Genomic DNA, 13,904 nt, shown 5'->3' on the forward strand with positions numbered 1-13,904 from the left:
CGCCGGAGCCGCAACACCCCCCCGGGGGCGGCGCCCCGCGGGCCCCCGCGCCGCCCCGGGGGGGGGGGGCCCGGCGGAGGTGGGTCAGCCGTCGGGGGTGATCTCGTTGCCGGGGTCGGTCGGGCGCAGCGCCCGCTGGGCCTCGTCGAACAGCTTCGCCGCGTCGGTGCGGCCGTTGACCTGGATCTCCACCTCGGAGTCGCCGACCTGCAGCCGGATGCTCACCTCGGTCCGCTGCTGGTCCACCCAGCTCTGCACCAGGTTGAACAGACCGGGCAGCAGCCCCTGGGCGACCACCGCGATGATCACCGCGTCGCTGAAGCCGGCCCGGCCACCGGCCCCGCCCCCCGGCCCGGCGTCGCGGACCAGGGCCCGGTAGCGCGGGTCGCGGTGCAGCCAGGCCAGCAGCGTCGTGCGCTGCGGGCCGGCGACACGGGGGGCCAGCACCAGCCGGGCCGGTGCGGTGGAGCGGGGCGCGGTCATCTCGGTCTGCCTCTCAGTCATGCGGTCCGGCCGACGGCGGCTCAGTCGTCACCGGGTTGGAAGGTCAGCGTGCCGTCGACCACCGACAGCACGCCGCTGACCCCGAACGTCTCGTTCTCGGTGAACGGGGTGGTCCCGAAGTAGCCGACGGTGCTGCCGGTGGCCTGCGCCGACCCCTGCGACTCGTACGAGGTGGAGACCCGTGCGGTGGCCGGGCCGGTCAGGGTCAGTTCGATGGTCGGGTACCGGGTGATCTTCCAGGCGATCTTCTTCACCGGCGAGCCGCCGGTGTAGTAGCGGAACGGGCACCCCTGCGGGGTGGCCACCGCCTGCGCCGCGCAGCCGTCCAGATAGGACCGTACGCTCTGTTCCGCCGCCGCCTGCGCCTCGGGCCGCAGGGTGGGCGTCAGCTCCGCGCCGCTCACGCTCTGCTGCCCGGGTACGACGTAGACCACCCGGGGCGCCGTCTCGCTGAGCGCGGTGCTCTCCCCCGCCACCGTGTACGCCCCCGGCAGCAGCGGCACCGCCACCCCCGTCTCCTCCGCGCCGGTGGGTGCGGGTACCCCGTTGACGGTCAGCGGGGCCGGTCCGCCGGGCAGCGTCAGGGTCGCCGGGGCGGCGTCGATGTGCCAGCGGTGGAACAGCCCGAGCACGGCGGAGTCGTCGCGGCGCAACGGCAGCTCGGCGGTCAGCTTCCGCCCGGCGAGGGTGTAGGCGACCGTGGCGACCGCCTCGTCGCCGTCGCGTTCCACCTCCGTCACGGACACGTCGGTGGGCGGGCGGTAGTCCTTCGCCGCCACCATCCGGGCGAGTTGCCCGCTGTCGCCCAGCGTCGCCCGCACGTCGGGGGTGAGCTGGTCGAGCGCCTCCGGGCCGTCGTGGTCGGCCAGGGCCGCGAAGTAGTCGCCGACGGCCGCCTGGGGGCGGAAGAACGCCCACTGGGCCGTGGTCAGCCCACCGCCCAGGCAGCTCACCAGCACCAGCGCGCCGACGAGCAGCAGGGCGCGACGGGAGCCGACCGCCGCCGTCGTCGTACCGCCGAACAGCTCGTCGAGGCCGCGTGCGGTGGCCGCACGGTCGGTCATCGGGTCGGGAACGGGCCGGTCCAGCCGGTCCAGGCGCAGCTCGGACGGGGGGTGGGTGGCGCAGACCGCCTCGTCCCAGCCGCTGCGCCCGGTCTCGAAGGAGCGTCGCCGCTCCAACATGGACCGCATCCCCTCCCGGTGCCCGGCGAGCACCGCACCCGCGTCGGCCCGGTACTCGGCGGCCCGGACGTCCCGGCGGTGGCAGGGCAGGACCACGTACCGCATGGTGAGCAGCACCGGCCAGAAGAACAGGAACACCACGAAGTCGGTGGCCGGGTGCGGGAACCGGCGCATCAGCCAGGCCGGCAGGGCGTGCACCAGCACCAGCGGCAGGCCGACACCCCGGATGAACGCGCTGGTCACCTCGTCGCCGGTGCGCCAGTGCACCAGTTCGTGGCTGAGCAGCGCGGCGATCTCCTCGTCGGTGCAGTCGAGCACGGCGGTGCTCACCACGACGTGCCGGGCGTACGCGCGGGCGTTGGCGAGCACCGGGTCGTCCTCGATCAGCAGCCGGGGTTCACCGGGCAGGCCGAGCCGGGCCGCGCAGTCGCTCAGCAGCGGGCGCAGCCGTTCGGCCTCCCGCCGGCTGAGCTGCCGTGCCCCCGAGACGCCCAGCAGCCACGGCTCCAGCAGCACCCGCCCGACGGTGTAGAGCAACCCGACGAGGCCGGCGGCGACCACCATGCCGGCCAGGCCGGTGAACAGGTTCGCCGGTTCGTCGAAGGCGTTGCGCCAGGGCAGCACCAGCACGGCCAGGAAACCGACCAGCGCGCCGAGCGCGAACCCGGCGAACCCGCCGACCACCCCGCCGGAACGCGCCACGAAGGCCTCCAGCAGCGGCCCGACCAGCGGTGCGTCCCGCAGCAGCGCCGGCACCGCCTCGTCGGACTGGGTGCCCCCGGCGACCAGCCCGTACAGGCCGAGGGCGAGGCCACCCCAGACCGCCGCGACCAGCGCCAACGGCACGTAGAACCAGGTGGCGAGGAAGGCGCCGAGCACGCCCCGCCAGTCCCGCAGGATGCCGGCGCGCAGCCAGACCAGGGCGCTCGGGTAGCCGGGCGGGCGGTGGGCGAACCGGTCCCCGGCGGCCGGGGACTCCTGCACCTGCGCGGCACCGCCCGACGCCGTCGCACCGGCCGGCGGGTCGCCGCCGGGCGACGCCGGTCCGCCAGGCCACGCCGGTCCGCCGGGCGACGCCGGGTCGCCCGCAGGTCGCAGGGGTGTGCCGGCCGGCGGGTCGGGTTGCCGGTCGGTGGTCGGGCCGGGCTGGGCCGCGTGGGGATCGGGCTGCGGCTGGGGGTCCAGGTCGGGCACGGGAGGCTCCTCGACTACGGATGTCGCCGGCCGTGGCGCGGGCCCGGCGGACCGGGCCACCAGCGGACCGGTCGGTCGGCGGACCCGACGGCCCGCAGGCCGAACGGGTCGGCAGATCGACAGGACCGCCGGACCGGTCGCCACCGGCGACGAATGACACCAATGCTGTCGGTCGACTCCGCAGGTGGCGGAATTCGACGCCGCTGGACATTACCGATGACGAATACCGTCCGCGATCCCATTTCCCACCGGAGATCGGCTTTCCGAATAACTGTCGGATATCTGTCCGCCGACGGCTCCGGTGCCATTTCCGTCGTGGACCCGTCGGGCCGGTCGGAGAGACGATCCGGGTCCGGCCACCCGTACCGGCGGGCGGCACCGGCGGGGAGGTCGACGATGGACACGGACGTGCTGGTGGTCGGGGGCGGGATCATCGGGCTGACGGCGGCGGTACGGCTGCGGGAGCGCGGCGCGCGGGTGACCCTGCTGACCGCCGACCCGCCCGGCGACACGGTGTCGGCGGTCGCCGCCGCCGTCTGGTACCCCAGCCACACCGACGCCGACCCCCGGGTGCTGCGCTGGGCCGCCGGGACGTACGCGGAACTGGGCCGGCAGGCCGAGGCCGGGGTGCCCGGGGTGGTGGCCCGGCCGACGCGGATGCTGCTGCGCCGTCCGTGGACCGGCCCGCCGTGGTGGGCGGCGGCGGCCGGTGACCTGGCCGCCCACCCCGGCTCCGGACCGTACGCCACCGAGTTGCGGTTCACCGCGCCGACGGTGGAGATGTCGCCGTACCTGGACTGGCTGGTCGCCCGGTTCACGGCGGCCGGCGGTCGGGTCGTGACCGGGCGGCTGGCGCGGCTCGACGACGGCTTCGAGCTGGCCCCGACGGTGGTCAACGCCACCGGACTGGCCGCCGGACGGCTCGCCTGCGACCCGGCGGTGCACCCGGTACGCGGACTGCTGGTGCTGGTGGCGAACCCGGGCCTGACCACCTCGGTACGCGACGAGGAGAACCCGGCCGGCATCACCTACGTGCACCCGCGCCGGCACGACGTGGTGCTCGGCGGCACCGCCGAACCGGACCGGTGGGACACCGGCCCCGACCCGGCCACCGCGACGGCGGTCCGGGCCCGGTGCGTGGCGCTGGTGCCGGAGTTGGCCGACGCACCCGTGCTCGGGGTACGGGTCGGGTTGCGGCCGGCCCGGCACGGCGGCCCCCGGGTAGCGGTGCAGGCCGGGCCGGCCCCGGGGCAGCGGCTGGTGCACGCCTACGGCCACGGGGGCGCCGGGGTCACCCTGTCCTGGGGCTGCGCCGACGAGGTGGCCGGGCTGGCACTGTCCGGCTGACCGGCCGGGCCGGACGCACCCCGGCCCCGCCCCTCGGGACCGTGGGGCGGGGCCGGGTGCCGGGGTGGAGGGCGGGCCCCCTCCCCCACGTCATCGGCGTTCGTAGAAGGTGATGCTCACGCCGCCCGGGGCGGAACCCGGGTCGGAACTGAGCCAGGTGTTGGCGTTGAGGAAGGCGTACGGGCCGGCGGCGCGGGCCTCGAACGTCGGCACCAGCCGACCGAACGCCCCGCAGTTGCGGACCAGGATCAGCTCCCGGTCGTTGGTGGACAGCACATACCGGGCGTCGAGCGTGCTGGTCGCGCCGATGAGCTGGTAGTCCGCCCCGCCGGGCAGGACGGTCCCGGTCACCCGGCCGGTCACGGTGCCGCCGGTGATGGGGATGATGTTGCGGGTGCCGCGCTTGCTGGCCCCGACCGAGACGCTGGCCCCGAGCGTGACGGTCTCGGTGAACACCGCCGCGCCCCGGGTGCCGCTGCCGGTCAGGCAGTCCCACGACTGGTTGGCCGTCCCGGCCGGGTCCCGTAGCTGCACGCGCGGGTCGGCCGGGGACACCCCGGAGACGTCGTAGACGGCCAGGTTCAGGGTGTTGGTCGCGGTGTCGACGGTCCGGGTGCCGACGTAGGTTCCGGTGTTCAACCAGGCGTACGCGCTGGAGTTCGGGGCCTCGAAGTCGGGCACGATCCGCACGGTGGAGTCGCCGGCCGGCGCGACCCCGCAGGTGCGCAGGTAGATCGGGGTGCCGTCGCCGGTGCGCAGGATGGCGACCTGTTCCAGCTCGGTCGCGCCGGTGCCGAGGGTGAGTTCGAGGTCGAGGCCGCCGGTGAGGATGCTGCCGTTGATCCGGTCGCCGGTGACCGTGCCGCCCCGGATGTCGAGGATGCGGCGGTGGCCGTACTGGGTGACGCCGACGTCGCGGATCGCGCCGAGTTGGGCGGTCGCCCGGAACACCAGCCGGCCACGGGTCGGGGGCACGAGGCCGGTGGACCGGCCGCAGGTCCAGGACGGGTCGGGCACGATGGTCGCCTCCGCGCCGCTCGGGGTGGTGCTCGGGGTGGGTGGTGGTGGGGTGGTCGGTGCCGGGGTGGTCGGCGGCGGGGTGGTCGGGGTGGGTGGCGGCGTGGTCGGGGGCGGGGTGCCCGGGGTGGGCGTGGTCGGTGTCGTGGGCGTGGTGCTGCCGGTGCAGGGGGTGCCGTTGAGCGCGAAGTCGGTAGGTGCCGGGTTGCTGACGTTGTTCCACGAGCCGTTGAACCCGAACGACGTGCTCGCCCCGGTGCCGAGCGCCGCGTTCCAGGTGGTGTTGCCGACGGTGACCCGGCCGCCGTTCTGGCTGGCGGTGCCGTTCCAGTACTGGGTGACCTGCTGGCCGGCGGTGAACGACCAGGTGAGCTGCCAGCCGTTGATCGGGTCACCGAGGTTGGTGATCGCGACGTTGGCCCCGAAGCCGCCGCTCCACTGGCTGGTGACGGTGTAGGTCACCCGGCAGCCGGTGGCGGCGGAGGCCGCCGTCGCGACCCCGACGACGCTGACCAGGGTGGCGGCGGCGAGCGCTCCCGCGAACAGGGGCCGCCGGTGTACGAGCCTCATCTGGTCCTCCCGGAGCGGCAGCGCCACGCCTTGCACGCACGGTTATGTTTCATCGAGTGTCCCGATCGGACAAACTTCTGTCAATCGATGCTTCTCGATTGCTTGCCCTCGACTCCCGGCCGGGCGACGCGCCCACCCCGACACCGCGAAGATCGTTTCGTGTCCTGTTGGTGACCCTCGGTAGGGTGTCGCGCATGGACCGGGGTGCCTGGCGTCGGCATGCGTGGTGGGCGGGCATCCCGAGCGTGGTCGCCGGGTTCGGTGCCTGGGCGGCGGTCGCCGACGACAAGACCGGCTGGACGGTCATCTCCGCTGCCGCCGCCGGGGTGGTCGGGGGCTTCGGGCCGACGGTGGCCGACCGACTGGCGGCGAAGCGGGAGGCCCGGCGGCGACAGGAGGACGCGCTGCGCGGGGTGACGTCGGCCGAGCTGCCGGCGTCGGTGGCGTGGCTGCTGCACCCCGGCCGGGCGCTTGTCGACTTCCTCGGTCGCGGCTGGGTGCTGCGCCAACTGGAATCCTGGGCGACCGACCGTACAGCGGTGGCGGTACGCCTGCTGACCGGCGCGGGCGGGGTGGGCAAGACCCGGTTGGCCCGGGAGTTCGCCGGCCGGCTGCCCGGTTGGCGGTGCGAGTGGATCCATGCCGGGGCGGAGGAGCAGACGGCCGCCCTGATCGCCTCGGGCGGCGTACCGTCGCGGTTGCTGGTGGTGGTCGACTACGCCGAGACGCGGGACCGGGCCGGCGTGGCGGCGCTGGTATGCGCGGCGCAGCGGGCCACCGGGGTGCGGGTCCGGGTGCTGCTCATCGCCCGGGGTGCCGGGCTGTGGTGGGAGACGCTGTCGGCGGCGTACCCGCAGCAGGCGCAACTGCTCGACGCGCTGACCGGCCGGTCGCAGGTGGTGGAGCTGCCGGCCCGGATCGAGGAGAGCACACCCGACGAGATCGTCGTCCTCGCGGCGCGGGACTTCGCCGCCCACCTGGGGCGGGCGGTGCCGGCGGTCGAGGCGCGGGACTGCCCGGCGGACACGCCGGTGCTGCGCCTGCACGCCGAGGCGCTGCTGACCGTCCTGGACGGCAAGCCCCGGCACGGCCGGTACGACGTGCTGACCGAGGTGCTGGGGCACGAGGCCCGCTACTGGCGGTTCGCCGCCCGCCGGGCGGGCCTGCTGACCGCCGACGACCCGGCGTCGGACGCGCTACTGCGGCAGGTCGCCGGGGTCGCGGCGCTGCTCGGCGCGGACGCCCCGGACGAGGTCGCCGGCCTGGTCCGGCGGGTGCCCGCGCTGGTGGCCGCCGAGCCGGAGCGGGTGGCCCGGTACGCGGCGTGGCTGGCCGACCTGTACCCCACCGCCGACGGCACCACGCTCGGCGTGGTGCAGCCCGACCTGCTGGCCGAGGCGCTGGCGGTGCGGGTGCTGCGGGACTACCCGGCGGCCGACCGGGCGCGGGTGTTCACCGGCCTGACGGTGGCGCAGGCGGTACGGGCGTTGACGGTGCTCGGCCGGGCTCGCACGCATCAGGGCGACGCGGTGGCGCTGATCGAGGTGGCGTTGGGGGTGGACGTACCCCGGATGGTCGAGGCGGTGGTCCAGGTCGGGGTGCAGTTCCCGGGGGTGTTCACGCCGGGCGTGGTGCGGCTGCTGGCGGACGCGGAGATCGATCTCAGGTGGGCGCGACGGATCGCTGAACGTGTGCCGTACCCATCGTTGGAGTTGGGGCGGCTGGCGGTGGCGCTGACGACCCGCATCGTCGCCGGTCTGACCCCGGAAACCCCGCCCGACGTAGAGGCGTACTGGATGGACGCACACGCACTACGGCTGACCGAAGTCGGGCGACGAATCGAAGCTCTCATCACCAGCCACGAAGCCGTCAACCTCCGACGCGAACTCACCACCACCAACCGCGACACCCACCTCCCCAGCCTCGCCTCATCGCTCAACAACCACGCGGTCCGACTCGCCCAGGCCGGACGACACACCGAAGCCCTCACCACCAGCCACGAAGCCGTCAACCTCTACCGACAGCTCGCCAGCACCAACCGCGACGCCTACCTCCCCAACCTCGCCCTGGCCCTACGGAACGTTGGGTTCATTGCGCTCCTGTTCGGCCGCGTGGATGAGCTGGCCATCGCCTTGACCGCCGAGGGCGTTCAGTACTTCGACGAGCTTGCTACGGCGGAACCAGCGGTATTCGAGGAACGCCGTCAAGTAGCCAGACAGACCCTGGATGACCTGAGCCGCATTGCTGGCGCCGACCACGGTGGCTCCAGCTCCGGGGATCCAGAGCCGTCCTGAATCGCCGTTAGCTGGAGTCGTCAGACGTGGCAGCCACGGTTACCGGCACCGTGCGCCCTTGGGCGCACGGACGGTTTCGAGTTCCTTTCGAGGAGCCGTGTCCCCACACCGACAAGCAGGCAATGTTTGTGGAGATCTGTTGCGCCCAAGACGACAACAACTCTCCCCAAGAAGGGCGGCTTTTGAACCAGCGCCACGACCAACGCCTGGCGGTGACGGAAGCGCCCCTTACGGGCGTGCCCGGCGGCGGATCTTGATGTCGTCGAGGTCGGTCGCCACCGACCGGAGGTCACGGTGGTCGGCACCGAGTTCGGCGACGGCGGCTGCGGCCATCGCTTCCGCCCGACGGATCACGACCGCTTCCCCGTCGTCCTCGGTGGCCGGGATCAGGCAGCGGAAGGTGAACGCGAGCAGGGACCGCTCGTAGGTCACCGTGCCCTCTTCGGTGAACTTCGCTCCGAACACCTCATGCTCATCTGCCCTGGCGAGCAGCGCGGCCCGCTGCACGTCGCCGAGCGGCGCGAACCTACCGCGCACGATGACCTGATAGGTCTTTTCGGCCATGGTGGGGACCTCCGGCTCCTGCTGAACACGACGACTTCGGAAGGGCGGCGAGCTGGTACTGGAAGACGGCAGGTGACGGCTACCGCGCACCGGCCGGCCGCCAGGATGCGTTGGTGACCGTACCCGGAGGGCCACCGCCACGCTCGCCCCTCAGCCGGCGGTGACGACCGATTCGGCGACGGCACGTGCGACGTCCGCGCCGAACCGCTCCACATCCACCAGTACGTCGACCGCCAGACCCGGCCCCACCAGCCAGAACGCCTCACCGTCACCGACGAGTCCGGCCCCCTGACCGTGGTCGAACCCGGTCAGCGGCCAGTCGGCGGGATCGCGTTCGTGGTATTCGGCCAGGTAGTCGCGCAGCTCCGCCAGGTTGGCCAGCCGGTCCCCGCGTAGCACGTGCACCCGCAGGTCGACCTGGTAGCCGGTCTCGACCGCCCGTTCCCAGACCCGGCTGGCGAAGGTGACGTCCTCCCACTCGGACGCGAAATCCGACACCATGTCGCCCGTCGCGGCCGGCACCCACCCGACGTGGAACCCGTCCAGCTCGCCACCGTCGCGCCCACCCGGCCCGGTCATCCCCATCACAGCATCTCCTCCACCCTGTCCGGTCGGTACGCCGCTCAGGACGCGTCGCTCTGCCTGGCACCCCTCGGGCCGGACACCGCCGTGGAGGCGTCGCCGAGCGGATAGATCATCGTCGGGATGTACGTCCTGACGTCAAGCGGCTCGTGTTCCCGGAGCCTGAGCAGGTTGCTCACCGCTACCTCGGCCACCCGGCCGGACTCCTGGACGACGGTCGACCGGAACCGGGTGCCGCCCGCGTCGATCGTCGCGATCGCCTCACGGGTGCCGTCCACCCCGACGATGACCGGATCCCCGACGCTTTCGCCGGCGGCGGCCCGCTTCTGCACCGCGTCCACGGCGCCGAGAGCCATCTCGTCGTTGGTGCAGAACACGACGTCCACGGCGGTGCCTCTGCGGTGGGCCTCCTGCAACGTCTGGCCGACTATCCCGGCGGCCCGCCCGCGATCGAACCGGCCCTGGCCGTTGATGGTGATCTCGGCGGTCGCCACCTCTGCCCGGAGCCGGGCGGCAAAGGCGTCCTGCCGGCCGGAGTGCTCGTTGCTGCCGACCACCAGCACGTTCGGGGACGGCACACCCCGGTCCTTCAGAATCCGGGCCACCGACTCGGCCGACCGGGTGCCGATCTCGGCATCCTCGCACCCGACGAAGGCGGCGTTCGGCGGGAAGTCGCGCACGTGCTCGAACGGCGACGAGTCGATGAACACGATCGGGATGCGCAGGCTCCGGCAGAACCGTTCGAACTCGATCCGGTTGGCCGCGCTGTCGGCGGCCATGACGAAGCCACCGAGGAAGGCCCGGGAGTTCCGCTTGAGTTCAGCGAGCTGCTGTAGCTGGCCGTGGCCGCCGTAGTCGTACGGCGGGATCTTGAGGACGAGGTCGATACCGTGCCGGTCCAGCGACCGGACCAGGTTCTCCACCAACTCGGCGACCCAGTGTTTCTGCACGAATGCCGAAACCAGGAGGAACACCTGTCGCCGGCCGGCGTGATGGCGGTAGCGGGTGACGGCGAACGCGGTCCCCGCGGCCGCGACGACCGCCGGCAGCACCAGCCAGGCCGACCTGGCCCACGCGGTGGCCGCCCACGACGCGTACGCCTTCCCCGCGATGGCGAGGATCAGCCCACTGACCAGCGATATCGACAACTCCCGGAGGAGCTTCTCGCGCCGACCGCCATCAATCACGCTGACACCCCATCGACACCACCCGGATCGGACGGTCACTGGCAACACCGCGTGGTGCGCCGTCCACGATAGAGGGTGCGGCAAAGGGGTCGGGCGACGACGGCGCGGTCCGGGGCGCCAGCGGCCCCCGGGTAGTCGGGGCCGCCGGCGCGGTGTCGGACCGGGTCAGCCGGGCAACCGGCGCAGACATACGTCGATCACGCCGTTGGTATCCCCTGCTTGGGTGCGCCCGGCTCCGCTCACGACGCGGCCCGGACTCAGCCACCCCGCGTCCGCATCATGTGGGCCGACGTAGCGGCATTGGAACAGGCCGGACCCCGCATCATCGGCCCACATGAGTCGATCATGCGAACGGGTCGATAAAGCGAACGGGTCGATGATGGTCAGCGGACGAGCCGGAACACCACCAGGGTGACGCAGTACGCGATGGGCACCAGCAGGGCGCAGATGAAGAAGCCGAGCGGGGCGTAGCGGGGCGGGTCGGTGGTGGCCAGGGCCGGCCGCCCCCACCGGCCGAGGACCAGCCAACCGGCCACGAAGGAGATCAGCGGCAGCCCGGCGCAGGTCAGCGCGCCCAGTGTGACGCCGTCGACCACGCCGATGCCGTTGGCGACCACCAGCACCAGCATGATCAGCGCCCCGACGGCGGCGCAGCCGGCGTAGACGGCGACCGCGCGGGCGGTCGGCGACCAGGTGGGCAGCAGGGTAGGCCGCTGGGCCAGGGCCTCGGCCTGCTGGCCCAGCCGGTCGACCTCGTCAACCAGCCGCCCGGTCTCCGCCAGCACCACCGCCGGATCGCCGTCCACCCCGGACCCGCCGGGACCCGTGACCGACCCCGGCGCGGCTCCCGGCCCGGGACCCGTGACCGACCCCGGCAAGGCCCCCGGGCCGGGAGCCAGCTCGGGCACGGCGGGCGGGCCGAGGGCCGGGTCAGCCACGGCAGGTAGGCCGGCGGCTGCGGCGAGCTGGGCCAGACGCTGTTCCTGGGCGGCCAGCCGCTGACCGAGCTGGGTCACCCCGGCGTGCAGGGTACGGCGGCGTTCCGCCTCGGCGACGGCACCCCGCTCCCCCTCCCTGATCCGGGCGGAGAGCTGCCGGACGGCCGCCGCGTACTCGTCGTAGCCGGCCACTCAGTGCTCCTCGTCGGGGTGGTACCCGGGGCGGACGAACGGCACGATCAGCGCGGTGCGCGGGACGTGCCGGTCGACGAGCAGGGCCCGGTTGGGGCGGGGGGTCCACACCAGGTCGGTCACCCCGAGGTGCAGCCCGAGATCGTCGGCGGGCACGTTCAGCGCCACCAGGCAGGCCACGTCGTCGCGGTTCTGGCTGCCGCCGAGATCGTCGGCGAGCCGGCGCAGGCCCCGCCACCAGCCGAGCAGGTGCACCCCGTGCCCCGGCCCCGCCCGCAGCAGCGCCCGCAGGTCGTCGTGGCCGGTGCGGTAGGTGTCGGGGTCGGCGGCGGCCAGCACCGCGTGGGCCGCGTCCACCCCGAAGACCACCAGGTACGTCCGGCCGCGCTCCCCGGGGTCGGCGGCCAGCCCGCCGATGCGGGCCCGCAGCCCGGCCGCGTCGACCTGGGTCACCGGGTGCCCGGCGGCCTTCAGCCCGGCGGCCGTGTCGTCGGCCAGCTCGTCGGCGGTGGCCACCAGCGCGGCCAGCACGAACTCGGCCTCCCCGGGCCGGTGCTGCCCGGCCAGGCTCAGCGCGGCGGCCCGCAGCACGTGCGCGCCGGTGGTCGAGGTGCCCACCACGGCCAGGTGCCGGCCCGGGGAGGCGTCCAGGTCGAACCGCGCGGTGCTGCCGACCACGTCGACCGTCCGGCCCACCAGCACCGCCGGGCGGCGGGTGGCGGCAGGGGACGGCTCGTCCTCCAGGTGGGCGGTGGCGTACCCCCGGAAGACCTCGGGCGGGCCGGTGTCGTCGGGGCGGGCGTCCCACAGCTCGTAGCGCAGCCGGGCGAGCTGGCGGGTGTCGGCGTGGGCGTCGGGGAACCGCACCAGGATGTCCGCGCCGGCGGCCCCGGCGGCGGTGTTGACCAGCGCCGTGCCGATCCGGGTCGGGCCGGCGACGGTCGCCCGGGGGCCGAGCACCGCCTCACCGCCGGGCAGCGCCACCCGCAACGCGAACTGCCCGAACAACGACTCGGCCCGGCCGTACAGGGCTTCCACGCCGCTGGTGCTCTGGCTGGCCAGCACCAGGTGCACACCGTACGAGCGGCCCTTGCGGGCCAACTCCTCCAGCAGGTCGACGGCCTCCCGGGCCAGCCGGTCGTTGCCGGCGAACAGCACGTGGAACTCGTCGATCACGGCGACCGTGCGGGGCACCGGTTCGGTGTCCGGCAGGTCGGCGAGTTTGCTCACCCCGTGCCGCTTGAACAGCCCGGCCCGCCGGCTCAGCTCCCGGCGCAGTTCACGGAGCACGGCCAGGCCGTACTCCCGGTCGGACTCGACGCCGACGGCCCGCGCATGCGGCAGGAACGACGGGTCCCGGTCGGTGGGGACGAACTCGGTGAAGCTCACCCCCTCCTTGAAGTCGAGCAGCCACAATTGCAGCTCGGCCGGGGAGTAGCGGGCCGCCAGGCCGTAGAGCACGTCGAGCAGGAAGACCGTCTTGCCCGCGCCGGTGCGGCCACCGACCAGCCAGTGCGGCGTCGCGTCGTCGAAGGCCAGACTGACCGGGGTACGCCCGCAGCGGCCGACCACCGTCGACAGGCCGCCCCGGGCGGAGCCGGTCCAGCGTCGCTCGGGCAGCAGGTCGGCCAGGTGCAGGGCGGTGTCCCGGCGCACCTGCGCGCCCAGCCGGTCGGCCAGCGTCTGGACGGCCCCCGCGGGCGGGTCACCGTCGAGCAGCACCGGCACGGGCAGGCCGGTGCCGTCGGCGCTGAACGGGTACCCCGGCGGGTCGCCGACCCGGGCGTACCGTTCGTCGAGACGTACCTCGGTGGTGCCGCCCAGCACGGGTGGGGCCTGGCCGGGCGTGGTCACCGCGCGCCCGGCGAACAACACGCACACCCCGGCGGACGGCCCGGCGTGGGTGAGCGCGGCGAGCCGGGCCAGTTCGCGCGGGCCGGGCGCGGACGCGGCCACCACCAGCAGCAGTTCGGCCTCCCCCGCGCGGGCGTGCGCCTCGGCGGCGTCCAGCAGCGCGCCGATCTCGGCCTCGGTGGTGGCGACCCCACCGAGCACCCCGGCGTCGCGCAGCGGACGCAGCGGGATGAAGGTGGCCCCCCAGGCGGCCGGGTCGATGCCGACCACCCGCACGCTGCCCGGGGCGGCCGTGGTGAGCAGCCGCAGCACCAGCACCCGCAGCAGCACCGCCACCCGGGGATCGCGGGCGTCGCCGTCGACCGCCAGGTGCCGGCCGGCGCCCAGCGGCAGCAGCAGCGGAAACCGGCCGTCCGCCGTGGACGCCTCGCCGATGCGCACCGCCGCCGGTTCGTCGCCGGAGGGCGTCGCCCGGTG

At 74.2% G+C, this 13,904-nt stretch carries 10 protein-coding genes; 2 read left to right on the forward strand and 8 right to left on the reverse strand.

Features of this window, described 5'->3' with window-relative positions; genetic code table 11:
• Nucleotides 1–84: 84 nt before the first annotated feature.
• Entirely contained in the window at nucleotides 85–504 is a 420-nt protein-coding gene (locus tag ACOJTC_RS09160; protein WP_420116517.1) for an effector-associated constant component EACC1, read from the reverse strand.
• Nucleotides 505–524: 20 nt separating this feature from the next.
• Nucleotides 525–2,882, reverse strand: coding sequence for a M48 family metalloprotease (locus ACOJTC_RS09165; RefSeq protein WP_420116518.1), 2,358 nt, complete (start codon nucleotides 2,880–2,882; stop codon nucleotides 525–527).
• A gap of 396 nt (nucleotides 2,883–3,278) precedes the next feature.
• Here ACOJTC_RS09165 and ACOJTC_RS09170 point away from each other — a divergent pair, with 396 nt between their 5' ends.
• A complete protein-coding gene (locus tag ACOJTC_RS09170; protein WP_420116519.1) occupies nucleotides 3,279–4,229 on the forward strand; it encodes an FAD-dependent oxidoreductase in 951 nt (316 codons plus the stop codon).
• Nucleotides 4,230–4,319: 90 nt separating this feature from the next.
• Here the strand turns inward: ACOJTC_RS09170 and ACOJTC_RS09175 are convergent, their stop codons facing one another.
• Entirely contained in the window at nucleotides 4,320–5,816 is a 1,497-nt protein-coding gene (locus tag ACOJTC_RS09175) for a DUF3237 family protein (protein ID WP_420116520.1), read from the reverse strand.
• Nucleotides 5,817–6,010: 194 nt separating this feature from the next.
• Here ACOJTC_RS09175 and ACOJTC_RS09180 point away from each other — a divergent pair, with 194 nt between their 5' ends.
• The gene (locus tag ACOJTC_RS09180; RefSeq protein ID WP_420116521.1) at nucleotides 6,011–8,110 is read left to right on the forward strand and encodes a hypothetical protein; all 2,100 of its coding nucleotides are present in this window, start codon (nucleotides 6,011–6,013) and stop codon (nucleotides 8,108–8,110) included.
• Nucleotides 8,111–8,338: 228 nt separating this feature from the next.
• On the opposite strand, the gene ACOJTC_RS09185 is transcribed toward ACOJTC_RS09180, so the two are convergent.
• The 5 genes from ACOJTC_RS09185 to ACOJTC_RS09205 all read right to left on the reverse strand — a co-directional run.
• Nucleotides 8,339–8,674, reverse strand: coding sequence for a DUF6204 family protein (locus tag ACOJTC_RS09185; protein WP_420116522.1), 336 nt, complete (start codon nucleotides 8,672–8,674; stop codon nucleotides 8,339–8,341).
• A 150-nt stretch (nucleotides 8,675–8,824) separates the two neighbouring features.
• Nucleotides 8,825–9,259 (reverse strand): hypothetical protein, encoded by a 435-nt coding sequence (locus ACOJTC_RS09190; protein WP_420116523.1) that lies wholly within the window; start codon nucleotides 9,257–9,259, stop codon nucleotides 8,825–8,827.
• Nucleotides 9,260–9,297: 38 nt separating this feature from the next.
• Complete coding sequence (locus tag ACOJTC_RS09195; RefSeq protein WP_420116524.1) at nucleotides 9,298–10,443, reverse strand: substrate-binding domain-containing protein; 1,146 nt, start codon at nucleotides 10,441–10,443, stop codon at nucleotides 9,298–9,300.
• 383 nt (nucleotides 10,444–10,826) lie between these two features.
• The gene (locus ACOJTC_RS09200) at nucleotides 10,827–11,573 is read right to left on the reverse strand and encodes a hypothetical protein (protein ID WP_420116525.1); all 747 of its coding nucleotides are present in this window, start codon (nucleotides 11,571–11,573) and stop codon (nucleotides 10,827–10,829) included.
• The coding region (locus ACOJTC_RS09205) for an FtsK/SpoIIIE domain-containing protein (protein WP_420116526.1) at nucleotides 11,574–13,904 on the reverse strand (2,331 nt) is incomplete at its 5' end.

The sequence above is a fragment of the Micromonospora sp. genome (genome assembly GCF_048594385.1).
Classification (GTDB): domain Bacteria; phylum Actinomycetota; class Actinomycetes; order Mycobacteriales; family Micromonosporaceae; genus Micromonospora; species Micromonospora wenchangensis.